We start from the raw sequence: 23,861 nt of genomic DNA on the forward strand, positions 1-23,861 counted from the left end.
CCTTGATCGACCCCACCTCGCCGATGTGGTGCCTTCCGCCGGGCCTCGACCCCGCCACCTCCCCGAGCCGGCGGGGCGGCAGACCTGGCGGGCCGCGCGGGCGGGGTCAGCCGGCGGGGATCTCCGAGGACGCCGGGGTCGGCTGCGCGGGCACCCGCGCCCCGCGGGCCGTGCCGGCGGCGCGCGGCCCGTCCGGCGCCTCCGTGCCGGCGGAGTCCGCGCCGTCCGGTCCGACCGGCTCCCCGGCCTCCCCCGGGTCGCCGGCAGCCGGCCGACCACCACCCGCACCGTCGCCGGCCGGGGCGTCGCCGGCCGCGCCGCCCCTGGAGGACTTGTCCGGGCCGCCCGGTGGGACCGCGCCCGTCTCGCCGCCGCCACGCCCGCTGTCGGGCACCGTACGGTCGGTGGAGTGGTCGAGCACCCGCAGCGCCGCCAAGGCCGCCATCGGCACCACGAGCGCCGCCGCCGCGCCCGCCACGTCCAGCGCCGACCCGCCGAGGACACCGCCCAGCCCGACCGCCACGCCGGTGCCGGCCATCGCCGCCCGGATCGCCGGGTAGATGCCGAACAGCCGCAGCAGCCCGCCCCACGGCTGGAGCAGCGCGAGCCAGACCAGCGCGGCCCCGGCCAGGGCCAGCACTGTCAGCGGGCTGTTCACCAGCGTCTGGATGTTGGCGCTGCTGGACCGGTGCACGGTGAGCCCGCCGGTCCCGTCGCCCACAGCGGCCAGGAACCGGCCCAGGCTGCCCCGCTCGTCGGCCGGACGGCCGAGGTCGACCAGGGCGAAGCCGACGGTGACCGCCAGCGCGGCCATGGTGGCCCAGGCCAGCCGGCTCACGGTGAGCCAGCCGCCGCTGCAGATCGCGGCCGCGACGCTCACCCCGGCGGTGAGCGCGATCGCGCCGATCGAGTCGGCGCCCAGGTACGGGCTGCCCACGACCACCACGGCCAGCCCGCCGACAGTCACCATCACCATCGGCCGCCAGCCCTTGCGGAACCGCTGGGCGAGCCAGCCGCCGCACAGCAGCGCCCCGGCGATGAACACGCCCAGCCCGACGGTGCCGAGCCCGGCGTACCGGCCGCCCTCCAGCGCCGAGTAGCCGACCACGCCGTTGAGCTGCAACCGGGAGCCGGTGAGCACGTCCACGCCGACGACGAGCGTGGCCAGCCCGGCGACCGCGCCGAGCGGGCCGAGCGTGCGCTCGTGCCCCGGGCTGAACCGGACCAGGGCGGTGCCGCCGACGATCAGCAGCGCGGTCACCGAGGCGTACCAGAGCCCGGCGTGGTCCCCGCGCCACCAGGGCACGGCGTCGGCGAGCAGCGCCGCGGGCACGGCGAGCGCGGCGGCGATCAGCATCAGCTCCACCACGGCGACGATGCGCGGGGACACCGGTTCCGGCCCGTGCGGGCCGGCGAGGCGGCGGGCGCGGCGCAGCAGCGGCAGCACCGCCACCGCGAGGGCCAGCTGCGCGGCGGCCAGCAGCGTGAAGAACCAGCCGGCGACGCGGCGCTGGGCGGCGGCCTCCCGGTCCGCGTCGGCGGGCGCCTCGATCGCGGCCCGCAGGTCGTCCGGCCGGTCGTCGACGGTCACCGCGGGCCGCCCGAGGAACGCCCGTTCCGGCATCGGCTTGTCGAGCACGGCGAGCACCGTCGGGGCCAGGTCGATCAGTTGCAGGTAGCCGGACCGGGCGGTGCTGGGCGAGGTCAGCCAGCCGCCCTCCCAGCCCGGTCCGTCGGCGATCGCGACGTGCAGCCGCGCCGGGGATTCGGTGTCGGACACGCCCGCGACGAGCACCAGCGACCGCGGTGGCCGGGCGGCGAGCACCCGGGCCAGCCGGGCGTCGGCCTGCCGTGCCTGCGCGGCCCGTGCGGCCGGGTCGTCGTCGTCGACGGTGCCGACGTCGACGATGCTCAGCACGCAGGAGCCGAGCAGTTCCGCCGGGTTCTCGGGGAGCGTGGGCGCGTACCTGTCGACCCGGCCGAACGGGCGGGCGGCGGCCACGGCGGCGCCCGGCCCGACCGCCACCGAGCAGCGCACCGACTCGGCCAGCGCGCCGGGTGTGGCACCCCAGGACAGCTGCTCCTGGTTGTGCACGACCGCGCTGGGCTGGTCGGGCAGGTTCGCGCCGATGCCGTCGGGCCGTTCGACAGTGACAGCGGTGGCCGGGCAGCCGCCGCCCGGGCGGGTGCCGGGCCAGGCGGCGAAGTTCCCCGCGCCGAGCGTGAGCCAGCCGTCGACCGGGCAGGTGGGGCGGTGCGCGGAACGTACCGAGAGGGACCCGATCGCGCCCTGCTCGGCCATTCGCCACAGTGTCGGCGTGTTCTCCGGGTCGACGTCGTCCCACCGCAGGCCCGCCGCGCCGACGAGCACCACGTAGTCGGCGTTCGGCCGGGACGCGCCGTCGTCCGGGCGGGCGGACAGCGCGGTGATGCCCAGCGCCACCACGACCAGGGTCAGCAGCACCGGGGTCAGTCTGCGCAGCATCAGCGGTTCCCGGTGGAGAGCTGGGGTGTCAGCTCGGCGTAGAGGCTGGCGAGCGCGGCCACGGTGTCCGCCTCGGTGGGCCAGGTCGCGGCCCGCGCCGTGCCGCGACGGGCCAGGTCGTCCCGGCGTACGGGGTCGTCGAGCAGGTCGCGCACCGCCGCGTCGATCGCGTCCACGTCGCCGGGCGGCACCAGCACGGCCGCGTCTCCGACCAGGTCCGGCAGCCCGCCGACGGCGGTCGCGACGAGCGGTACGCCGGCCCGCAGCGCCTCCTGCGCGAACAGCTGGCGGGCCTCCCAGTCGCTCGTCACCACCGCCAGGTCGGCGCCGCCCAGCAGGTCCGCCACGTCGGTACGATGCCCGAGCAGCGTCACCGGCGCGCGGGCGGCCGAGATCCGGGCGGCCAGCGGCAGGTACGCCGGACCGCTGCCGGCGATCACGACCAGCGGGGCGGGGGTGCGGGTCCGCCAGCGGGCGGCGGCGTCGATCAGCACGTCGTACCGCTTCTGCGGGTGCAGCCGGCCCACCGAGAGGATCAGCGGACGGTCGGCGGCCACGTCGAACTCGGCGCGTACCGCCGCGCGGCGGCGGCGCGGCGCGGGCAGCGCCGGCGCGGCGACCGGGGCCAGGCGGGCGTCGGCGGCGCCGAGCGCGGCGGCGCGGTCGACCAGGTCGGCGGAGGCGCCCAGGGCGACCCGCACGGACCGGGCGACGACCCGCTCGACCAGCCGGGACACCGCGCCGCGCAGGCCACCGGCGAGGACCGCGTTGTGCCAGGTGACCACGAGCGGCGCGGCGGGCCGGGCGAGCGCGGCGACCAGGCCGGCGCGCAGCCCGTGCGCGTGCACCACGTCGACCGGTGCGTCCGCGAGCGCCCGGCGCAGCGCGGTGACCGCGCGCGCGTCGCCCGGCGTGGGGCTGGCCGGGATCTCCACCGGCGTGAACCGCGCTCCGGCCCCGGTGAAGTCGAACTGTTCCTCGGTGGCGGCCGGGCCGCAGACCAGCACGGACGCGCCGGCCTCGGTCAGCCCCCGGCTGATCGAGCGGACGTGCTGCCCGACCCCGCCGGTGCTGGAGGCGAGAACCAGGGCCACCGACCCGGGCCAGCGCGGTGCCGGCGAGGCGTCCGTCATGAGGAAACGGTCTCCCTTCCGTCACCCCGCTCGCCGGGGTGCTGCTGCGCCGGCGGGCCGTCGTCCCCGCCGGCCGGGCGTCGCCGGCGCAGCCGGCGGGTCACGGTCGCGAGCAGCGGCCGCAGGTCGCGAGCGTCGGTCAGCCAGGCGACGGCGAGGAACAGGACACCGACCACGACCCCGGACAGCATGCCCTGCGCGAGGGCCCACGGTGTCGTCGGGGTGCCGTCACCGAGCCCGGCGAGTCCCGCCGCGACGGCCGCCCCGCCGGCTGCGGCGACGACGGCGGCGAGCAGCCCGGCGGCGCCGGCCCGGCCGGCCCCGGCCAGCGCCTCGCCGCCGGCGGCCCGCCGGACCGCGGCGAGCAGCAGCGCGCCGAGCAGCAGCATGCCGGCCGAGGTCGCCAGCGTCACCGCGAGCACCCGGTCGGCCAGCGGCGCCACCTGGGCGGCCACCACGGCCAGCGCGGGCACGCTGAGCCAGCCCAGCGCCGTGGCGACGGTGGCCGCGCGGGTCTCGCCCCGGGCGTACAGCGCGCGGGTGAGGACCGCGAACAGGCCGTAGCCGACCAGGCCGGGCGCGAACCCGGCGATCCCGGCCGCCGCGGTGCGCGCGTCCAGGGGGTCGGAGAAGAAGAAGTGCCCGACCGGGATCGCGGTGCCGACGAGCGCGGCGGCGCCGAGCAGGCTGAGCAGCACGACCCCGCGTACCGCCGGGGCCAGGGTCTGCCGGTAGGCGCGCTCGTCGCCGGTGTCCCGCGCCGCCACGAGCGTCGGGTACGCGGCCACCGCGAGCGGCACCGCCAGCACCGCCCAGGGCAGGAAGTAGACGGTCTGCGCGAGGTTGTAGACGCTGACGTCGGCGGTGCGGCCGTAGGTGACCTGGTTGAGCGCGACCACCAGGGCGATCTGCTGGGCGGCCACGGTGACCGCCCCGGCGACCACCAGACCGCCGACCCGGGCGCGGGCGTCGGCCGGGAAGCGGTAGCCCGGACGAATCCGCAGCCGCAGCCGGCGCACCGGGATCAGCAGCGACAGCGAGAGCACCACCACGCCGAGCGTGGTCCCGGCGGACAGCAGCAGCTCGCCGCCGCGACCGGCCTCCCCGATCGTGGCCAGCCGCCCCTCGGCAGCGGTGAACCCGAGGTAGACGGCGATAACCGTGACGCTGGACAGCAGCGGCGCGATCACCGGCCAGGCGAAGCGGCGGTGCGCCTGGAGCACGCCGGTCAGCACGATCCCCACGCCGTACAGCGGCAACTGCGGCGCGAACACCCGCAGCATCCGCGCGCCGGACGCCTGCTGGGCCTCGCTGAGACCGTTTCCGATCAGCCCCGGCAGCGGGTCGGCGAACACCGCCAGCAGCACCGCCAGCGGCACCAGCAGGCTCAGCGTCCAGGTCAGCAACGCGCCGGTGGTGGCGGCCACCGCGCGCCGGTCACCCGCCTCGACGGCGCCGGCCAGCAGCGGTACGACCAGACTGGCGAGCGCCCCGCCGGCGACGATCTCGAAGATGAAGTTCGGGACGTAGTTGGCCACCAGGTAGGCGCCGCCGAGATCGGTGGGGCCCAGCATCCAGGTGAACACGGCGGTACGGCCGAAGCCGGCGAGCCGGCTGAGCACGGTGAGGACGGCGATGAGGGCGGCCGCCCCGGCGACCCGGCCGGCGGCGGCGAGAGGAGCCGGTTTCGTCACGTCAGTCCGGGAGCCGGCCCAGCTCGTCGAGGTGCCGCAGCCCCGGAGTGGACGCGATGACCTGGGTGAAGCTGACCTTCTCGCTGGCCACGGTGAGCGCGGCGAGCACGGCCAGCACACCGGCCCGGCCCAGCGGCCCGGTACGCGCGGCCAGGCTCACGCCGAGCAGCGCGCCGAGCGCGTTGGCGCCGCTGTCGCCGACCATCACCCGCTCACCGAGGTCGTCGCCGACCAGCGCGGCCGACGCTCCCACCGCGCCCGCCGCGACGCCGCCGTACGGGCCGGTGGTCAGCGGCGCGCCGAGCAGCATGCCGGACTTCAGCGCCCGGCCGGGCCGCAGGTCGAGCAGGTTGACCAGGTTGGCGGTGCCGGCCACCACGCCGGCGCCGAGCAGCACGTCGAGCGCTCGGCCGAACGCCCCGGCCCGCCGGCGGCGCGGGTGCGCGGCGACCCGCCGGTCGGCGGCGAGCAGCGCGGCGGCGCCCAGCCCGGCCACGCCCACCCCGGCGACCTTGACCATCCCGGCGGTGACCTGACCCTCGCGCAGCGCGGCGAGGTGCCCGGCGAACCCCTTGGCGGCCTTCTGCTCGGGGCGCGCGCCGACCACGTCGTCGTAGAGGCCGACAGCGCCCGCGCCGAGCCCGGCGACGAGTGCGGCGGCGCCGGCCGGGGCGCTACCGGCGCCGAGCGCGGCTCCGGTGGCCGCGCCGACGGCCAGGGCCGGACCGGCGGCCAGGGTCACGGTGCGGCCCCGGTAGTTGGTGCGCTCCAGCGCCGGCCCGCCCGGCGACGTGCGCGTCTGGCGCAGCACGTAGCGGGCGGCCAGCGCGCCCGCGCCCACGGCGAGCAGCCGACCCAGTCTCACGGGACCTCCTCGATCCGGACTTCGAACGCGACGCGGCACGGACCGGGCGGCCCGCAGGGTCACCGGGGCAGTGTAGGCACCCGGGAGGTGGCGTTGTCGCCCACGCCGTACTGGCCGGTCTTCTTGTCGGTGAGCTGCTGCGCCAGGGCGAGGCTCGTGCCCAGCTGGCCCTGCACGGTGTTGGCGTTGTCGACGGTGGAGATGGTCTGCGACAGCACCGGGTCGCCGCGGACCACGGAGACCAGGTTCCCGCCGGTCGAGCCCATGCCGGCGACCACGAGCGCGCCGGCCCGGTCGAACTGCTCGGCGATCTTCACCACCGACTCGTCCTTCTTCGCGGAGTCCTTGTCCACGTACGGCTGGCCGGTGACCATCACCACCGCCTCGGCGGCGGCGGAGATCTTGTCGGCCGGGGTGAGGTAACCGGCGGTGGCGTACTGCTCCAGCACGGCGCGCCGGTCGGCCTCGCTGACCGGCGGGCTTCCGGCCGGGCGGTCGACCAGGACGTTCGCCAGCAGGGCGCTGGAGGTCTCCACGCCGTGCCCGTTGCCGGGCAGGTTGCCGGTGGGGGCGCTGTTCGGCCGGGCCGCGGTGACCGCCAGTTCCAGCAGGTTGTTGTTGCTGTCCGGGTTGACGAACTTGTCCTGCACGTCGATGCGGCCGGTGACGTCGGCGCCGGCGGTCTGGAGCATCTTCACCACGCCGTCGGCCTGGTCCCGGCCGCTGGGCAGGGTGAGCACCAGCACCCGGCGGCCGGTCAGCTTGCCCGGCAGGACGAGCTGGGCCATCTCGGCGGCGAATTCCTCCTCGGTCTCCAGCTGCTTCTGCATGCTGTTGACCGACTGGCGCATCAACGAGTTGTCCTTGCGCAGGCCGTTGACGTTCTCCCGGAGCGAGTCGGCGACCGGGCCGTTGAGGGCGGCGGTGCCGACCACCAGGCCGATCGCCAGTGCCAGGAACACCGCGGTCAGGGACACCACGTGGTAGCGAAAGTTGATCACGCTTGCAGCCTCTTGATCGTCGGGGAGCTAAAAGAGCTGGCCGAGCTGGAACACGAAATTGTCCCACCATTCGGAAACCACGCCCAGATACGCCTTCCCGACGGTGGAGACCGCCACCGCGGAGGCCATCGCGGCCACCGCCGACAGGACCAGCAGCAGCAGCGACGACCCGGAGATGCTCTGCCGGTAGAGCCGGCTGACGCCCTTGGCGTCGACCAGCTTGCCGCCCACCTTCAACCGGGTCAGGAACGTCGACGCCATGCCGCCGCGCCCCTTGTCGAGGAACTCCACCAGGGTGGCGTGGGTGCCGACGGCCACCAGCAGCGAGGCGCCCTTCTCGTCGGCGAGCAGCATGGCCAGGTCCTCGCTGGTGGCCGCCGCCGGGAAGGTGATCGCCGGTACGCCGAGCCCGTTGACCCGGGCCAGGCCCGGCGCCCGCCCGTCCGGGTAGGCGTGCACGATCACCTCGGCGCCGCAGCGCAGCACGTCGTCGGTGACCGAGTCCATGTCGCCGATGATCATGTCGGGCGTGTAGCCCGCCTCGACCAGCGCGTCGGCCCCGCCGTCGACGCCGATCAGCACCGGCTTGAACTCCCTGATGTACGGGCGCAGCACGTCCAGGTCGGCCTTGTAGTCGTAGCCGCGCACCACGATCAGGCAGTGCCGGCCCTGGATGTGGGTCTGGATCTCCGGTACGCCGACGCCGTCGAGCAGCAGGTCGCGTTCCTGCCGCAGGTAGTCCATCGTGTTGGCGGCGAACGCCTCCAACTGCACCGACAGGCCCTCCCGGGCGTCGGCCATCGACTTGGCCACGGTTTCGGCGTCCTGCAACGTGCCGTGCGCGACCGGCTCCTCGCCGGCGAAGACGGTGTTGCCCTCGATGCGGACCCGGTCGCCCTCGCGGACCTGCTCGAAGACGCTCTCACCGAGATCGTCCAGCAGCGGGATGCCGGCCGAGATCAGCACCTCCGGACCGAGGTTGGGATAGCGGCCGGAGACCGACGGCTTGGCGTTGAGGACCGCCGCCACACCCACCGCGACGAGCGAGTCGGCTGCCACCCGGTCCAGGTCGACGTGGTCGATGACCGCGATGTCGCCCGGCCGCAGCCGCCCGACCAGCCGTTTCGTCCGGCGGTCGAGGCGTGCGGTGCCGACGATGGAGCCCGGCTCCGGGTTCCGGCTCCGGCGCAGTATGGGTAGACGCATCGTGACCATCCTGGCATGTGAGGCAGGTTTTGCTGTCGCGACATGCCTGAGCAGGGCCGCCTACCCAGGGAAGCACACCGGAACGCGTGCCGGTGTGCTTGCGCTCACAATCGGGGTATCACGGACGCCTTTCCTTGGCCGCCACGGCCAGGAGTTCCTCGGCATGGGCGATACCCAGATCCGAGTCCGGCAAACCGGCGAGCATCCGGGCCAGTTCCCGGGCGCGTTCGGTGTCCTCCACCACGCGCACCCCGCTGGTGGTGACCGCTCCCCCGGTGTCCTTGGCCACCACCAGGTGCCGGTCGGCGAACGCGGCGACCTGCGGCAGGTGCGTGACCACCAGCACCTGGTGGCTGCGGGCCAGCCGGGCCAGCCGGCGGCCGATCTCCACCGCGGCCTGGCCGCCGACACCGGCGTCGACCTCGTCGAACACCAGCGTGGGCGGGCCGCCGGAACCGGCGAAGACCACCTCGATGGCGAGCATCACCCGGGACAGCTCGCCACCGGACGCGCCCTTCTGCAACGGCAGCGCCGGCGCGCCCGGGTGCGCCAGCAGCCGCAGCTCCACCTCGTCGGCGCCGTCCGCGCCGACGCCGGTCTCCACGCCGTTGACCGGCAGGCTCGGCTCGGACCGGCCCGCCGGGCGCGGCAGCACCGCCACCTCGATGCGGGCGTGCGGCATGGCCAGCCCGGCCAGCTCGACAGTGACCTCCTCGGCGAAGCGGACCGCGGCCTCCCGGCGGGACGCCGACACCCGGCCGGCGAGGTCGGCCACCTCACCGGCGAGCCGGGTCGCCTCGCGGTCCAGCTCGTCCAGCAGCTCGTCGGAGGTGTCCAGATCGGACAGCCGGGTGCGGGCCCGCTCGGCCCACGCCACCACGCCGTCGACGTCGTCGGCGTACTTGCGGGTGAGCGCGCGCAGCGCGGCCCGCCGCTCGTAGACGGTCTGCAGGCGGGCCGGGTCGGCGTCCAGCGCGGCCAGGTAGGCCGACAGCTCCGCGGCCACGTCGGTGACCAGCGTGGCCGCCTCCTCCAGCCGGGCCGCCAGCTCGCCCAGCGCCGGGTCGGTGCCGGCCTGCGCCTCGAGCGTGCGCCGCGCGGTGCCCAGCAGCGCCGTCGCGTCCGGCGTCTCGTCGGTCACCTCGCCGCCGGCCACGCACTGCTGCGCCACCTGTGCGGCGGTGCGCAGCCCTTCGGCGTGTTCCAGCCGCTGCGCCTCGGCCTTCAGCTCGTCGTCCTCCCCCGGCTGCGGGTCGACCCGGGTGATCTCGTCCAGGCCCAGGCGCAGCAGGTCGGCCTCCTGGTTGCGCTCGCGGGCGTTGCGCCGCCGGTCGGCCAGGTCGTCGACGACGGTGCGCCACCGGGCGTACGTCTCGCGCAGCGCGTCGAGCAGCTTCTCGTGCTCCGGCCCGGCGAACCGGTCGAGCGAGGCGCGCTGCTCGGACGGGCGCAGCAGCCGCAGCTGGTCGGACTGGCCGTGCACGGCGAGCACCTGCTCGCCGACCTCGCCGAGCGTGGACACCGGCATGGACCGCCCGCCCAGGTGCGCGCGGGAGCGCCCCTCGATGGTCACGGTGCGGCTGAGCAGCAGCGAGCCGTCCTCGTCGGGTTCGCCACCGGCGTCGACGATGCGGGCGTGCACCGACTCGGCCACCCGGCCGCCCAGGCGCAGCCGGCCCTCCACCACGGCGCGGCCCGGCTGGGCGCGCACCCGGCCGGCGTCGGCGCGGCCGCCGAAGAGCAGGCCGAGGCCGGTCACCACCATGGTCTTGCCGGCGCCGGTCTCGCCGGTGATGACGTTCATCCCCGCGGCCAGCGGCAGCGTGGTGTCCTCGATGACGCCCAGTCCGGTGATGCGCAGCTCTTCCAGCACAGCACCCGACAGTAGCCCCGCCGTGTGACAGTTGACCAGCCGGCAGGTCGCGGCGCGGGCACCCGTACAGTTCAGCCCCGTGCTGGAGGAGATCGGCCTGACCTCGGACGAGGAGGAGCTCTACCGCAGCCTGGTGCGGGCGAACACGGCCCGGATCGGTGAACTCGCGCAGCGGCTGGGCCGGCCGCGCGCGGAGGTCGCCGCCCGGCTGGACACGTTGCGGGACAAGGGTCTCGTGCTGCCGACCGGGCCGGAGCCGGACGCCCCGCTGCGGCCGCTCGCGCCGGACGTGCCGCTCGGCGAGGCGCTGCTGCGCCGCCAGTCCGCGCTGGAGTCGGCCCGCGCCGCGGTCAGCCGGCTCGCCGAGGACTACCGGGCCGGGATGCGCCGCCACGACGCCGCGCACCTGGTCGAGGTGGTCACCGGCGCGCGGGCGCTGCGCGAACGGCTGCGCGAGCTGCAGAACGGCGCGCGCGAGGAGGTGCTCTGGTTCTGCCGGGCGAACCCGCTGGCGATGCCGGGACCGGAGAACGTCGAGGAGTTCGACGCGCTCGCCCGGGGCGTGCGCTACCGGGCCATCTACGAACGCGCGATGCTGCTGGAGCCGGGCGCGCTGGCCGACGTCGAGCGGGGCGTACGCGCCGGGGAGCAGGCCCGGGTGCTGGACCGGCTGCCGGTGCGACTGGCCGTCGTGGACGGTCGTACCGCGGTCTGCCCGCTGGTGCCCGACCGTGACGGCGGGGAGCCGACCGCCGCGGTGATCGGCCGCAGCCAACTGCTGGACGCGCTGGTCGCGCTCTTCGAGAGCCACTGGCTGATGGCGACGCCGCTCGGCCCCTCCGGCGACCGGGCCGCGACCGGCTACCAGCCCGACGGCGACGAGGTGCGGCTGCTGTCGCTGTTCGTGGCCGGAGTACCGGACAAGTCGATCGCGTCACAGCTCGGGGTGAGCCGGCGTACCGTGCAGCGGCGGCTGGCCGACCTGATGGCCGCCGCCGGTGTGGACACCCGGCCCGGGCTGGCGTTCCAGGCCGCCCGGCGCGGCTGGATCTGACCGGGGCCGGGGCGGGACGGCCCCAGGACCGCCCCGCCCCGGGATCTCACCGCAGCCCGTACGCGTCGATCACGGTCTGCGTGACGGTGCTGCCGGCCCGGTCCCGTGCCGAGACGCGCAGCGACACCGTGCCGCGCCCGGCCGGCACCTCGGCGGTGAACCGGGTGCCGGAGCCGCGTACCGGCGCGTTGCGCCAGGTGCGTCCGCCGTCGAACGACACCTCCGCGCGTACCGTCGTGCCGGCCGGCGCGGGCAGGCCGGCGGGGTGGCGCAGCGTCAGCCCGACGGTGTGCTTCCGTCTGCCGGGCACCTCGCCGCGCAGGTCGGCCGGTACCCGGTAGTCGACCTGGAGCAGCGGCAGCGGCCGGGCCGCGTCGCCGGCCGGGCGGGCCGAGGTGAACTCCCACGCGGTCTCGGTACGGGTGGCCCACCGCCACTGGGCCGACGACCGGGCCGTGGTCACGTCGAGGCGGTAGCGGGCCGGACCCGCGGTGGCAGGCACCGGCGCCCAGCCGGCGGAGAGGTCGGCGATCGGCCGGCCGTCCCGGCTGACCCGGCGGGTCACCGTGTCCTGCTCCTCCGACCGGTTGTCCACGCCGGCGTGACCGTCGGCGTCGACGAACTCGGCCACCCGCAGGTCGAGCGTGTCGCCGGTCCGGCTCGGCCCGGCCGCGCCGGCCGGCACGGCGGGACGCACCAGCGGCGCGTGCCACGACTCGGTGGTCCGGTCGGTGGCCGCGTAGCGCCGGGGCCGGTCGGACAGGCCGCCGGTCAGCGTCCCCATGTTCGAGAACATCAGCCGGTGCAGCACCCGGTGCTGCCACCACGAGTCGCCGGAACTGACGTACTCCCGGCGGGTCGTCCCGGTACGCACCATCCGCTGGTCGTCGTTCCAGGAGAACTCCTGCCAGGGCCGCCACCCGAAGCGCTGCTCGGTGGCCCAGTCCAGCCCGCCGGTGTGGCCGTATCGCGCGGTCACCTCGGCCGTGTTGGCGGCGGTGACCCGGTGGGTGATCCGCTCCGGCACCCGGCCCTTCGACACCTGGAACACGTCGTAGAGGTACGGGCTGTCCACGGTGAGCGTGAGATCCATCCGGGCCCGGCCGGTACGCGCCGCCGCGAGCAGCCGCTGCCCGTCGTCGTACGCCACCGCCAGCGCGGGCGCGGGCAGCCGGTCCCCGGTCGGACGCCACACCGTCCACGCGCTCTGGTCCGCCGGCCGGACGATCAGCACCGCCTTCGCGCCGGCTGCCGCCGCGGCGGTCACCTGCTCCTCCTCGGACCGGTCGGCGGACGCGGTGAGCAGCGCCGCCGCGCCCCGCACCCCGGCCAGCTCGCCCGGCGCGCCGGTGCCGGCGGCGACCAGGCGCAGCCGCTGCCGCCCGGCCGGGGCCGGTGACTGGCCCATCAGGTTGACGTCCAGCGCGCCGGACACGCCGCTGACGTCGATGTCGACCATCGGCGCGACGAGCTGCCAACGCGAGGAGAACTCGAACTCGCCGCGGCGCACCGGCCGGGTCGGCGTGACGTTGAGCTGCTGCACCGTGCTGAACGTCATCACGCCGTGGTCGACCTGCCGGCCGTTGCCGAACACCCGGTGCTGGTAGAAGCTGAGGATCGCCCGCTGCTCGGACGGTTTCGGCGTCTCGATCCGTACCGGCGTGCCGCGCCGCGGGTCGAGCACCACGGTGAGGTCCCGGTCCACGATCAGCTCCGGGTCGGTCACCAGGGTGAGCTGCTCGTCCAGCGGCGCGCCGTGCTCGATCAGCGCGTGCAGCAGGTACGGGCCCTCCTCCACCTGGACCTGCCACTCGTCGCCGCCGCCGAGCCAGCCCAGCGCGTCCGACTCCGGGTGCTCGCCGAACAGCGTCACCACCGGCGCCGGTCCGGGCCGCCCGGCCAGATCCAGCGCGCGCAGCGTCACGGTGTGCTGCGGGCCGCTGAGCGTGAGCCCGACCGCGGTACGCACCGTCACGCCGTCCGCGCCGGTGGCCACCAGCCACCCGCCGTGCGGGCCCCGGTCCAGCCGGGCCGGGTCGGCGCGCAGCGGCACGTCCACGCCGCCGCCGGCCGGCACCGTCACCGTGGCGGCGTCGAGCGTCAGGCCGTCGGTCTCGGCCGCGCCGCTGTCCAGGTTGCGCAGCTCCAGCGCCAGCCGCAGCGTCTGCGCGCCGGCCGTGCCGTTGACGTAGCGCACCGTCCGGGTCGCGGACGGGCCGCCGGTGGTCAGCCGGCCGAAGTCGGCGGTGGCCGTGCCGTACACCCGCTGGCGCAGCGCGCGGGCCACGTCGACCCGACCGGCGCCCTGCTCGAACACCGTCGCGCCGGTGCTCGGCCGGGTGGTGCTCACCAGCGCGTCCTTCAGTTGCGCGGCGGTCCACCCGGGGTGCTCCTGGACCAGGACGGCGGCGGCACCCGCGACGTGCGGCGTGGCCATCGAGGTGCCCGAGGCGCGGGTGTAGGCGTCGTCGACGGGCGTACCCATCGAGGTGCCGGCGGCGCGGGCCGCGACGATGCCGACGCCGGGCGCGGTGATCTCCGGCTTCAGGCCGTTGTCGCCCAGGCGCGGGCCGCGGCTGGAGAAGTCGGCGAGCACGTCGTCGCGGTCGACGGCGCCGACGGTGAGCGCGGCGGTGGCCGCGCCGGGCGCACCGACGCTGCGCGGCTCACCGTCGTTGCCGGCGGCGATGACGAACAGCGCGCCGGTTTCGGCGGTGAGGTCGTTCACTGCCTGGCTCATCGGGTCGGTGCCGTCGGTGGGCGCGCCGCCGAGGCTCATGCTGACCACCTTCGCGCCGGAGCGCGCGGCCCACTCCATGCCGGCGATGATGCCGGAGTCGTAGCCGGAGCCGGAGTCGTCGAGCACCTTGCCGACCAGCAGCCGCGCGCCCGGTGCGACGCCCTTGCGCAGCCCCGCGGAGCCCGCGCCGCTGCCGGCGACGGTGGCCGCCACATGGGTGCCGTGGCCGTGGCCGTCGCGGGCGCTGCCGCCGCCGGTGAAGTCGCGCGCCTCGGCGATGCGGCCGGCCAGGTCGGGGTGGCCGGCGTCCACACCGGTGTCGAGCACCGCGACCCGCACCCCGGCGCCGTCGCGGCCGGCCGACCACGCTGCCGGTGCGCCGATCTGCGGGACGCTGTGCTCCAGCGCCACCCGGGCCCGCCCGTCGAGCCAGACGCGCTCCACGCCCGCGCCGAGCCGGACCGGTCCGGCGCCCTCGGCGCGCGCCTGCGGCGCCTCCCGCAGCGACGTCCACAGCGCGCCCAGGTCGTCCTTGCCGACGCGCAGCGCGGCGCCGTTGATGCTGGACAACGGACGGGACTCGGCGGCGACGGCGAGCGGGCGCACCCGCCCGGCGGCCGGTTCCCGGTAGCGCACGATCAGCGGCAGCTCCTCGAGGGCCGCGTCGCCGTAGCCCTGCTCGGCCAGTTCCTGCACGTCGAACAGGTCCGGGTCGAGCACGCCCGCCGACACGTACGGCACGACGTCGGCGGGCAGCACCCGCAGCCCGCCGTCGACCTGCGTGGTCTGGAAGACGATCCGGTCACGGCCCGGTCCGGGGTGGACCGTGGCGGCGATCCGGCCCGGCGCGGCCCGGACCAGCTCGACCCGGTCGCCGGTGATCAGTGTGATGCGGGCGGGCGGCGCGCCCGGGGCTGATGTGCCCGGGGGCGGGCCGGCAGGCGGGGCGGGCGGGACGGCGGACGCCGGTACGGCGAGCCCGACCACAAGCGCCCCGGCCGCGCCGGCGGCGAGCCAGCGGGGGAACCGGTGCATGTGACGCTCCTCTACTCCGAGGCCGGCCTCGTGGGGCCGGCGATCGGAGTCTGCGACGGCGTCCGCCACCCGGTCACCGGGTACGGGCCGCCGCACCGGCGACATGTCGCCAGGTGGACACGAGCACGACGCAGTGGAGGCCGGGACGCCGGAGACCGCATCGCCCAGCTCGCGTGCCGCCGCTTCCTCCGGCGGCGGCCCTGCGACCTGTCGGCCCGGCCGGGGTCGACACCCGACCGGACGCGGCGTGCCGGTCCGCCCGCCGCGGCCGGCTTCGACGCTCCGGCGTCCCGACCGTCGCGGCCCCGACCACCCCCTGGCCGAGCCCGCGACAGGTGGGCCGCATCCGGGAAGCGGCGGGCCTCACCGCCGCGCCCGGACTCACCTCATCGCGGCCCGTAGCCAACCGTAACGCGCGCCGGCGCCGGGACCGGTGGGCCGAACGGAGATTTTCGCTGAGCCGCTGGTCAGCGACGGTTGCCCCGCCAGCCCTGGACGGGTAGGTCGAACTTGGCCACCAGCCGGTCGGTGAACGGACGGGCCCGCAGCCGCACGATGCGCACCGGCAGCGTGCCCCGGCGCACCGTGACCCTGGCGCCGGGCGGCAGGTCGTAGACGCGCCGCCCGTCGCAGCAGAGCACGGCCAGGGTGGTGAACGGGTCGACGGTGATGACGAACGTCGACGTGGGCGCGGTCACCAACGGGCGGCTGAACAACGCGTGCGCGCTGATCGGCACCAGCAGCAGCGCCTCCACCTCGGGCCAGACCACCGGCCCGCCGCCGGAGAACGCGTACGCCGTCGAACCGGTCGGGGTCGCGCAGATCACGCCGTCGCAGCCGTACCGGGACAGCGGCCGGCCGTCCACGTCGACGAGCAGCTCCAGCATCTGGGCGCGTTCGCCCTTCTCCACGCTGATCTCGTTGAGCGCCCACGACTCGATGGTCGGCCCGCCCTCGAACTCGGCGGTGACGTCGAGGGTGAGCCGTTCGTCCACCGTGTAGTTGCGGTCGACGACGTCACGCACGGCGGTGTCCAGGTCGTCGATCTCCGCTTCGGCGAGGAAGCCGACCTTGCCCAGGTTGATGCCGAGCAGCGGCACCTTGGTCGGGCGGGCCAGCTCGGCGGCGCGCAGGAACGTGCCGTCCCCGCCGAGCGCGAACACGATCTCGGCGCCCTCGGCGGCCTGCGGGCCGGTCACCGGCACCACGCCCGGCAGGTCCAGGTCGTCGGCCTCCTCGGCCACCACCCGTACTTCGAACCCGGCGGCGATCAGGTCGGCGGCCACCGCGCGGGCGTGCTCGGTGCTGCGTCGACGGCCGGTGTGCGTGACCAGCAGCGCGGTACGGCTCACCCGGACACCTCCTCGGTCGTGGCCGCCGTCGCGGCGGCGCCCTGCGGGCCGGCGGCCACCACCGCGCGGACCCGCTCCGGATCCGCGGCGGGCGCGTCCCCGCGCAACCATACGAAGAACTCGACGTTGCCGCTCGGCCCGGGCAGCGGGCTGGCCGCCACGTCGGCGAGGCCGAGGCCGAGCCCGGCAGCGGCCGCGGCCACGTCGAGCACCGCCTCGGCGCGCAGCGCCGGGTCGCGGACCACGCCGCCGGCGCCGACGCGCTCCTTGCCGACCTCGAACTGCGGCTTGACCATCAGCGCCAGGTCACCGCCGGGCCCGGTGCACGCCGCAAGCGCGGGCAGCACCAGCCGCAGCGAGATGAACGACAGGTCGGCCACCGTCAGGTCGACCGGGCCGCCGATCGCCTCCGGCGTGAGGGTACGCACGTTCGTGCGCTCGAACACCCGCACCCGCTCGTCGGTCCGCAGCGACCAGGCGAGCTGCCCGTAGCCGACGTCCACGGCGACCACCTCGGCGGCGCCGCCGCGCAGCAGCACGTCGGTGAACCCACCTGTCGACGCCCCGGCGTCCAGGCAGCGCCGGCCGGTGACGGTCAGCCCGCCGGGGGCGAACGCGGCGAGCGCGCCGGCCAGCTTGTGGCCGCCCCGGGAGACGTACTCGTCGGCCGGGTCCTCGCCGGTGACCAGCAACGGATCGGCCGGGTCGACCATCGCCGCCGGCTTGCGCGCCCGCACTCCGCGCAGCTGGACACGACCGGCCTCCACGAGCGCGGCGGCCTGCTCCCGGGAGCGGGCCAGCCCGCGCCGGACGAGTTCGGCGTCCAGCCGGGTACGACGAGCCATCAGGTGTGTCTCCGCCTCTGCTCAGGCCTGGTCGATGGTGGCGAGGGTCTCGCGCAGCGTCTCGTACGCCGCCTCGTACTGGGCGATCTGGTCGGCCGGGGCGAGCGCCTCGGCGTTGGCCATGCCGAGCACCGCGGCGTCCACCGCCGGGTGGCTCGCCTCGCCGACCTCCTCGACCGGCGCGGGGCGTACCCCAGACGGCGGTCCGGGCCGCGGACCCGGCGGCGGGCCGGGCCGGGGCGCGGTCACGAGCCGGCCGCCCGGCGCCCGGTGGCCTTCTTCGCCGGCGCGGATTCCGGGGTACGGGAGACCGTGGCCGGTGGCTTCTTCGCGATCGCCTTCTTGGCCACCGTCTTCTTCGCCACCGCCTTCGTCGGCGTCGTGGCTGGGGCCTTCGCGGGTGTCGTGGCCGGGGCGTCCGGCAGCGTGGCAGAGGCCGCCTCTGCCGGGGACGGCTCCGGCGTGGACGGCCCAGCCCCGGACGACTCGGGCCCGGACGGCTCAGTGGCGCCCGGTTCGAGAGGACCCCTCGCCTCGCGCAGCTGCCGCTCCAGGTCGTGCACCCGGCGGGTCAGCTCGGCGACCTCGTCGGCGGTGGCCAGGCCGACCGCGCCGAGCGCCCGGTCCACCTCGAAGCGGACCAGCTTGGTCAGCGACTCCCGGTTCGCCAGGCCGGTCGCGACCAGTTCCTCGGCGAGCGTCTGGAGCTGGGCGGCCGTCGCGCCGCCCTGGCCGACGACGCGCATGACCGCGTCCTGTGCCTTCTTCCGGGGCGCCTCCGTCAGGCCCATGGCCAGCTCGAGGTAGGCGCGCCACGCGTCCTGCATGCCTGAGTCCTTCCGCGGGGCGAGGTGTGCAGGTGCCACGCTACCGGGCACCCCGGACGCCCCATTGCGGTACGGTGCCGGGAACGGCGTGGTTCGTGGTGAGGAGACGATGTGGCCAGCGTGGACGAGTGCCGGCAGGCGTTGCACGATCTGGCCGCGCGGCTGGACCGCAACGCCGAGGCGCAGGGCCGCATCGACCTCGACCGCACCCTGGCCTGCCGGATCACCGACCTCGGCACCGCGTTCCACGGGCGCCTGGAGGGCGGCCGGCTGGTCGACCTGGCCGACGGCGACGACCCGAAGGCGAAGATCGCGCTGAGCACCGGCAGCGACGACCTCGTCGCGCTGGTGAACGGCCGGCTCGACGTCATGTCGGCGGTGGCCTCCCGGCGGGTCTCGATCAAGGCGAACCCGTTCGACCTGATGAAGCTCCGCAAGCTGCTCTGAGCGGCCCGGCGCCTCAGTCGTCGAGCCCGAACGCGGCGAGGGCCTCCTGTGCCGCCGGGGACTGCGCCCGTACGCGCGGCTCGGCCGCCGTCGACCAGGCAGCCGCGCAGAGCGCGGCGAGCGCGTCCAGGGGCGGTCCCGCGCCGTCGAGCACCAGGTCCGCGCCGGCCTCCGTCACCGACCAGCCCCCGTCGGTCGCCCGGCCCGGCACCGCCACCACCGCGGCCGGGTCGAACAGCCCCGCCAGGTCGAACGAGACGTACGCGGGGCGGCGCTCCTCGGGTGCGGCCAGCAGCTCGGCGGCGTCACTGACCCCGGTGAGCACCAGCAGGCTGTCCAGCCCGGCCCGGCGGGCCCCCTCGATGTCGGTGTCCAGCCGGTCACCGACCACGAGCGTGCGCCCGGTCCCGGCCCGCCGCGCGGCGGTGGTGAACAGCGCCGGCTCCGGCTTGCCCACCACCACGTCGGGGTCGCGGCCGAGCGCGGTCCGCAGCACCGCGACGAGCGAGCCGTTGCCCGGTAGCGGACCGCGCGGGCTGGGCAGCGTGCGGTCGGTGTTCGTGGCGTACCAGGGTGCGCCCGCGCGGACCGCCAGGGACGCCTCGGCCAGGTCGGACCAGCCGACCTGCGGGCCGTAGCCCTGGGCCACCGCGGCGGGCTCCTCGTCAACCGTGGACACCGGCCGCAGGCCCACCGCCCGCAGCTCGGCGCGCAACGCCTCCGCGCCGACCACGAGCACCGGCGCGCTCTCGGGCAGCCGGTCCCGGAGCAGTTCGGCGGTGGCAGCCGCGGAGGTGAGCACCTCCGCCGGCTGCGCCGGGACGCCCATGCCGGTGAGCAGGTCGGCCACCTCGCTGGAGCGGCGGGAGGCGTTGTTCGTCGCGTACGCGACCGCGCGCCCCTCGGCGTGCAGCCGGCCGACCGCCTCGACCGCGCCGGGGATGGGCCGGTCGATCAGGTAGATGACGCCGTCGAGGTCGAAGACCACGAGCGAGTACGCGTCGACGAGCCGCCCCGCCCCGGCGCGGTCGGGTTCGCCCCGATCCGCGCCGGAGGCGGTGTCACCGGCGTACCCGGTCATCGGCGCTCCGCCGCCTCGCCCTCACCGGCCGCGGCGCCACCCGGCGCGGGCCGGTCGCCGTCGGCCTCGTGCGCGGTGGTGACCTGGTCGGCGGGGGTGGCCGCAGCCGGCGCCCCGGTCTCGGCGGCCGGGGTGTCGGCGGCGATCGAGCCGGCCTCGGTGTCGGTCAGCTCGTCGTCGGCGTCGCCGCTCAGCCGTGCGTCGTCATCCCGGTCGTCGTCATCGTCGTCGTCGTCGTCGTCATCGTCGTCGTCATCGTCGTCGTCATCGTCGTCGTCATCGTCGTCGTCATCGTCGTCGTCATCGCCCTCGGCCGACGCCTCGGACGTGTCCGCGTCGTCCTCCGGCTCGTCGTCGCCCTCGATGACCACGCCGTCCAGTTCCAGCAGGCGTTCGGCGGCGTCGGTCTCCCCCTCGGAGTCGACGTCGGCGGCCCGGGAGAACCACTCCCGCGCCTCCTCGCGCCGGTCCACCGCCAGCAGGGCGTCCGCGTACGCGTAGCGCAGCCGCGCCGCCCACGGCTCGGTCGAGTCGCCGGTCAGCTCGCGCACCTGGAGCATCGCCACCGCGGCGTCCTTCTGCCCGAGGTCACCGCGCGCCCCGGCGGCCACGATCAGCAGCTCGACCGCGACGGCCTGGTCGAGCTTGTCCCGGTCCGCGCCGCGGAACAGGTCGATCGCCCGCTCGGGACGGCCCAGCGCCCGCTCACAGTCGGCCAGTACCGCCAGGTGGCTCTGCAGGCCGCTCATCCGGTGGTACGTCCGCAGCTCGGCGATGGCCGTCTGCCACTCGCCCGCGTGGTACGCGGCCAGCCCGACAGCCTCCCGCACGGCGGCGATCCGCGAGGCGAGCCGGCGCGCCGCCATGGCGTGCGCCAGCGCCAGCGCCGGGTCCTCGTCGATCAGCAGGCCGGTCGCGACCAGGTGCCGGGCGACCGTCTCCGCCACCGGCTTGGCGAGGGAGAGAAGCTCCGCCCGGACGGCCGAGTCGAGGTCGCTCGCGACGACGTCGTCGGGCAGCTCCGGCGCCTCGCCGGTACGCCCCTCGCCGCGCTCGTCCTGGCGCTCCCGCTGCGGGCCGTAGCTGCCGCGGCGGTCGTCACCGCCCGGCCGGTCACCGTAGCCGCGGCGCTCACCGTCCCGCTCGCCCCGGAAGCCACCCGGCCGCCGGTCGTCACGTCGGTCGTCGCGCCGGAAGCCACGGTCGCGGTCGCCGCCACGGTCGCGGTCACCGCCGCGGAACCCGCCGTCGCGGCGCTCACCGCCGGCGTAGCCCTCCCGGCGGTCGCCGCCCTGGTAGCCGCCCTCGCGACGGTCCCCACCACGGAAGCCACCCTCACGGGCGCCGCCTTCACGACGATCCCCGCCGCGGAAACCGCCCTCGCGACGGTCGCCTCCCCGGAAACCACCCTCACGACGATCACCACCGGCGAAACCGCCCTCGCGACGGTCGCCACCGCGGAAACCACCCTCACGACGGTCACCACCACGGAAGCCACCGTCGCGGCGCTCACCACCGGCGTAGCCCTCCCGGCGGTCGCCGCCCTCGCGACGGTCCCCACCACGGAAACCGCCCTCGCGACGATCACCACCGGCGAAGCCGCCTTCACGGCGGTCGCCACCGCGGAAACCACCTTCACGGCGGTCGCCACCACGGAAGCCACTGTCCCGGGTGCCGCCTTCACGACGATCCCCGCCACGGAAACCGCCCTCGCGACGGTCGCCGCCCCGGAAGCCGCCGTCACGGTCACCGCCGCGGAACCCGCCTTCACGACGGTCGCCGCCGCCGAAGCCGCCCTCACGGCGGTCACCACCGCGGTAGCCACCGTCGCGGGTGCCGGCTTCGCGGCGATCGCCGCCGCGGAACCCGCCTTCGCGACGGTCACCGCCCGGACGGCTTCCACTCCGGAAGCCACCCTCACGGTCACCACCGCGGAAGCCACCCTCGCGGGCCCCGCCTTCACGACGATCCCCACCACGGAAACCGCCCTCGCGACGGTCGCCGCCCTGGTAGCCGCCCTCGCGACGGTCCCCACCACGGAAGCCGCCTTCACGACGGTCGCCGCCGCCGAAGCCGCCCTCACGGCGGTCACCACCGCGGTAGCCACCGTCGCGGGTGCCGGCTTCGCGGCGATCGCCGCCGCGGAACCCGCCCTCACGACGCTCGCCGCCCCGGAAGCCGCCGTCACGGTCGCCACCACGGAAGCCGCCTTCACGACGGTCACCGCCGCCGAAGCCACCTTCACGACGGTCACCACCACGGAAGCCACCCTCGCGGCGGTCGCCACCACGGAAACCGCCCTCACGACGGTCGCCTCCGCGGGCGCCGCTGTCGCGGTCGCCACCACGGAAGCCGCCCGGGCGGTCGTCGCGGCCGCCCCGGTACGAGGGACGGTCATCGCGACGGCCGTCGCGGCCGGCGTCACCACGCCCCTGGCCACGGTCGGCGCGATCCTCGTAACGACGGGGGCGGTCCCCGCCCTGGGGTCCTGAGCTCACAGGTACATCCTTCCTGATGGCGTTTCCGCCGAGAACGCTAACGCAGTCGAGGGCCGCCCCTGCTGGGGCGGCCCTCGACTGGAAGTTTGTCCGGCGGTGTCCTACTCTCCCACACCCTCCCGAGTGCAGTACCATCGGCGCTGGAGGGCTTAGCTTCCGGGTTCGGAATGTTACCGGGCGTTTCCCCTCCGCCATGACCGCCGTAACTCTATGAACATGTCAACCAACCCTGGTGGGTGGTGGTTTGTTCAGAGTTGCACAGTGGACGCGTAGCAGCTTGGTAGTCAAGTCCTCGGCCTATTAGTACCGGTCAACTGAACCCGTTACCGGGCTTACATTTCCGGCCTATCAACCCAGTCGTCTAGCTGGGGGCCTTACCCCACAATGTGGGTGGGATACCTCATCTTGAAGCGAGCTTCCCGCTTAGATGCTTTCAGCGGTTATCCCTTCCGAACGTAGCTAACCAGCCGTGCCCCTGGCGGGACAACTGGCACACCAGAGGTTCGTCCGTCCCGGTCCTCTCGTACTAGGGACAGCCCTTCTCAAGTATCCTACGCGCACGGCGGATAGGGACCGAACTGTCTCACGACGTTCTAAACCCAGCTCGCGTACCGCTTTAATGGGCGAACAGCCCAACCCTTGGGACCTGCTACAGCCCCAGGATGCGACGAGCCGACATCGAGGTGCCAAACCATCCCGTCGATATGGACTCTTGGGGAAGATCAGCCTGTTATCCCCGGGGTACCTTTTATCCGTTGAGCGACACCGCTTCCACATGCCAGTGCCGGATCACTAGTCCCGACTTTCGTCCCTGCTCGACCTGTCAGTCTCACAGTCAAGCTCCCTTGTGCACTTGCACTCAACACCTGATTGCCAACCAGGCTGAGGGAACCTTTGGGCGCCTCCGTTACCCTTTAGGAGGCAACCGCCCCAGTTAAACTACCCACCAGACACTGTCCCTGAACCGGATAACGGTCCGAAGTTAGATACCCAAATCAACCAGAGTGGTATTTCAAGATTGCCTCCACCCATACTGGCGTATGGACTTCACCGGCTCCCACCTATCCTACACAAGCTAATTCAGATACCAATGTCAAGCTATAGTAAAGGTCCCGGGGTCTTTCCGTCCTGCCGCGCGTAACGAGCATCTTTACTCGTAATGCAATTTCGCCGGGCCTGTGGTTGAGACAGTGGGGAAGTCGTTACGCCATTCGTGCAGGTCGGAACTTACCCGACAAGGAATTTCGCTACCTTAGGATGGTTATAGTTACCACCGCCGTTTACTGGCGCTTAAGTTCTCCGCTTCGCCCCGAAGAGCTAACAGGTCCCCTTAACGTTCCAGCACCGGGCAGGCGTCAGTCCATATACATCGAATTACTTCTTCGCATGGACCTGTGTTTTTAGTAAACAGTCGCTTCCCCCTGCTCTCTGCGGCCATACAACGCTCCACCCGCGCGGGGCTTCACGTCTCCGGCCCCCCTTCTCCCTAAGTTACGGGGGCAATTTGCCGAGTTCCTTAACCACAGTTCGCCCGATCGCCTCGGTATTCTCTACCTGACCACCTGTGTCGGTTTGGGGTACGGGCCGCTAAGAACTCGCTAGAGGCTTTTCTCGGCAGCATAGGATCACTGACTTCACCTGAATCGGCTCGGCATCACGTCTCAGCCCTGATGGTGTGCGGATTTGCCTACACACCGGCCTACACGCTTACCCCGGCACAACCAC

17 protein-coding genes and 2 rRNA genes (1 of these 19 cut by a window edge) are annotated in these 23,861 nt (G+C 74.8%); 3 read left to right on the top strand and 16 right to left on the bottom strand.

Going from position 1 to position 23,861, the window contains the following annotated elements; translation table 11 throughout:
* Positions 1-106: 106 nt before the first annotated feature.
* The 7 genes from O7607_RS01030 to recN form a co-directional block, all read right to left on the bottom strand.
* Positions 107-2,485 carry a hypothetical protein gene (locus O7607_RS01030; protein ID WP_269700377.1) on the bottom strand — a complete coding sequence of 793 codons (2,379 nt, stop codon included), beginning with the start codon at positions 2,483-2,485 and terminating at the stop codon, positions 107-109.
* Complete coding sequence (locus O7607_RS01035) at positions 2,485-3,618, bottom strand: glycosyltransferase family 4 protein (protein ID WP_269700378.1); 1,134 nt, start codon at positions 3,616-3,618, stop codon at positions 2,485-2,487. The genes O7607_RS01030 and O7607_RS01035 overlap by 1 nt, the downstream gene beginning before the upstream one ends.
* Entirely contained in the window at positions 3,615-5,312 is a 1,698-nt protein-coding gene (gene murJ / locus O7607_RS01040; protein ID WP_269700379.1) for a murein biosynthesis integral membrane protein MurJ, read from the bottom strand. The genes O7607_RS01035 and murJ overlap by 4 nt, the downstream gene beginning before the upstream one ends.
* 1 nt (position 5,313) lies before the next feature.
* A complete protein-coding gene (locus tag O7607_RS01045; RefSeq protein ID WP_269700381.1) occupies positions 5,314-6,177 on the bottom strand; it encodes a hypothetical protein in 864 nt (287 codons plus the stop codon).
* 59 nt (positions 6,178-6,236) lie between these two features.
* Positions 6,237-7,178: a copper transporter gene (locus O7607_RS01050; protein WP_269700383.1), complete on the bottom strand. Its 942-nt coding sequence runs from the start codon at positions 7,176-7,178 to the stop codon at positions 6,237-6,239.
* 27 nt (positions 7,179-7,205) lie between these two features.
* Positions 7,206-8,384 carry a putative cytokinetic ring protein SteA gene (gene steA, locus O7607_RS01055; protein WP_269700385.1) on the bottom strand — a complete coding sequence of 393 codons (1,179 nt, stop codon included), beginning with the start codon at positions 8,382-8,384 and terminating at the stop codon, positions 7,206-7,208.
* Between the two features lie 118 nt (positions 8,385-8,502).
* Positions 8,503-10,257: a DNA repair protein RecN gene (gene recN, locus O7607_RS01060; RefSeq protein ID WP_269700387.1), complete on the bottom strand. Its 1,755-nt coding sequence runs from the start codon at positions 10,255-10,257 to the stop codon at positions 8,503-8,505.
* 79 nt (positions 10,258-10,336) lie between these two features.
* Between recN and O7607_RS01065 the strand changes: the two genes are divergently transcribed.
* Positions 10,337-11,311 (top strand): helix-turn-helix domain-containing protein, encoded by a 975-nt coding sequence (locus tag O7607_RS01065; protein WP_269700389.1) that lies wholly within the window; start codon positions 10,337-10,339, stop codon positions 11,309-11,311.
* Between the two features lie 46 nt (positions 11,312-11,357).
* On the opposite strand, the gene O7607_RS01070 is transcribed toward O7607_RS01065, so the two are convergent.
* The 5 genes from O7607_RS01070 to O7607_RS01090 all read right to left on the bottom strand — a co-directional run bounded on the left by O7607_RS01070 (position 11,358) and on the right by O7607_RS01090 (position 18,110).
* Positions 11,358-15,086, bottom strand: a complete 3,729-nt coding sequence (locus O7607_RS01070; RefSeq protein ID WP_269700391.1) for a S8 family serine peptidase — start codon at positions 15,084-15,086, stop codon at positions 11,358-11,360.
* 467 nt (positions 15,087-15,553) lie between these two features.
* Positions 15,554-16,438, bottom strand: coding sequence for an NAD kinase (locus tag O7607_RS01075; protein ID WP_269700393.1), 885 nt, complete (start codon positions 16,436-16,438; stop codon positions 15,554-15,556).
* Positions 16,435-17,283 carry a TlyA family RNA methyltransferase gene (locus tag O7607_RS01080; protein ID WP_269700394.1) on the bottom strand — a complete coding sequence of 283 codons (849 nt, stop codon included), beginning with the start codon at positions 17,281-17,283 and terminating at the stop codon, positions 16,435-16,437. Before O7607_RS01080 ends, O7607_RS01075 begins: the two co-directional genes overlap by 4 nt.
* 21 nt (positions 17,284-17,304) lie before the next feature.
* On the bottom strand, positions 17,305-17,532 hold the full coding sequence (locus O7607_RS01085) for a hypothetical protein (RefSeq protein WP_269700395.1): 228 nt from the start codon (positions 17,530-17,532) through the stop codon (positions 17,305-17,307).
* A complete protein-coding gene (locus O7607_RS01090) occupies positions 17,529-18,110 on the bottom strand; it encodes a phasin family protein (protein WP_269700397.1) in 582 nt (193 codons plus the stop codon). The genes O7607_RS01085 and O7607_RS01090 overlap by 4 nt, the downstream gene beginning before the upstream one ends.
* A 111-nt stretch (positions 18,111-18,221) precedes the next feature.
* On the opposite strand from O7607_RS01090, the gene O7607_RS01095 reads away from it, so the two are divergent.
* Complete coding sequence (locus O7607_RS01095) at positions 18,222-18,557, top strand: SCP2 sterol-binding domain-containing protein (RefSeq protein ID WP_269700399.1); 336 nt, start codon at positions 18,222-18,224, stop codon at positions 18,555-18,557.
* 13 nt (positions 18,558-18,570) lie between these two features.
* On the opposite strand, the gene O7607_RS01100 is transcribed toward O7607_RS01095, so the two are convergent.
* Positions 18,571-19,638 carry an HAD-IIA family hydrolase gene (locus O7607_RS01100; RefSeq protein WP_269700401.1) on the bottom strand — a complete coding sequence of 356 codons (1,068 nt, stop codon included), beginning with the start codon at positions 19,636-19,638 and terminating at the stop codon, positions 18,571-18,573.
* Positions 19,635-20,585, bottom strand: coding sequence for a Replicase polyprotein 1ab (locus O7607_RS01105; RefSeq protein WP_269700402.1), 951 nt, complete (start codon positions 20,583-20,585; stop codon positions 19,635-19,637). Before O7607_RS01105 ends, O7607_RS01100 begins: the two co-directional genes overlap by 4 nt.
* On the opposite strand from O7607_RS01105, the gene O7607_RS01110 reads away from it, so the two are divergent.
* Complete coding sequence (locus O7607_RS01110; RefSeq protein WP_269700403.1) at positions 20,562-22,130, top strand: hypothetical protein; 1,569 nt, start codon at positions 20,562-20,564, stop codon at positions 22,128-22,130. The genes O7607_RS01105 and O7607_RS01110 overlap by 24 nt on opposite strands.
* A gap of 94 nt (positions 22,131-22,224) precedes the next feature.
* Here O7607_RS01110 and rrf read toward each other — a convergent pair.
* Both rrf and O7607_RS01120 read right to left on the bottom strand, forming a co-directional pair.
* Positions 22,225-22,341 (bottom strand): 5S ribosomal RNA (gene rrf / locus O7607_RS01115).
* A 75-nt stretch (positions 22,342-22,416) separates the two neighbouring features.
* Positions 22,417-23,861: ribosomal RNA gene (locus O7607_RS01120) — 23S ribosomal RNA — on the bottom strand (it continues 1,665 nt past the right edge of the window).

Origin of the sequence: Micromonospora sp. WMMA1949 (genome assembly GCF_027460145.1) — a bacterium.
GTDB lineage: Bacteria > Actinomycetota > Actinomycetes > Mycobacteriales > Micromonosporaceae > Micromonospora.

Coding starts and splice junctions, on each gene's coding strand:
- O7607_RS01030 (WP_269700377.1), bottom strand. CDS start 2,485: ATGCTGCGCAGACTGACCCCGGTGCTGCTGACCCTGGTCGTGGTGGCG.
- O7607_RS01035 (WP_269700378.1), bottom strand. CDS start 3,618: ATGACGGACGCCTCGCCGGCACCGCGCTGGCCCGGGTCGGTGGCCCTG.
- steA (WP_269700385.1), bottom strand. CDS start 8,384: ATGCGTCTACCCATACTGCGCCGGAGCCGGAACCCGGAGCCGGGCTCC.
- O7607_RS01070 (WP_269700391.1), bottom strand. CDS start 15,086: ATGCACCGGTTCCCCCGCTGGCTCGCCGCCGGCGCGGCCGGGGCGCTT.
- O7607_RS01080 (WP_269700394.1), bottom strand. CDS start 17,283: ATGGCTCGTCGTACCCGGCTGGACGCCGAACTCGTCCGGCGCGGGCTG.
- O7607_RS01090 (WP_269700397.1), bottom strand. CDS start 18,110: ATGCAGGACGCGTGGCGCGCCTACCTCGAGCTGGCCATGGGCCTGACG.
- O7607_RS01100 (WP_269700401.1), bottom strand. CDS start 19,638: ATGACCGGGTACGCCGGTGACACCGCCTCCGGCGCGGATCGGGGCGAA.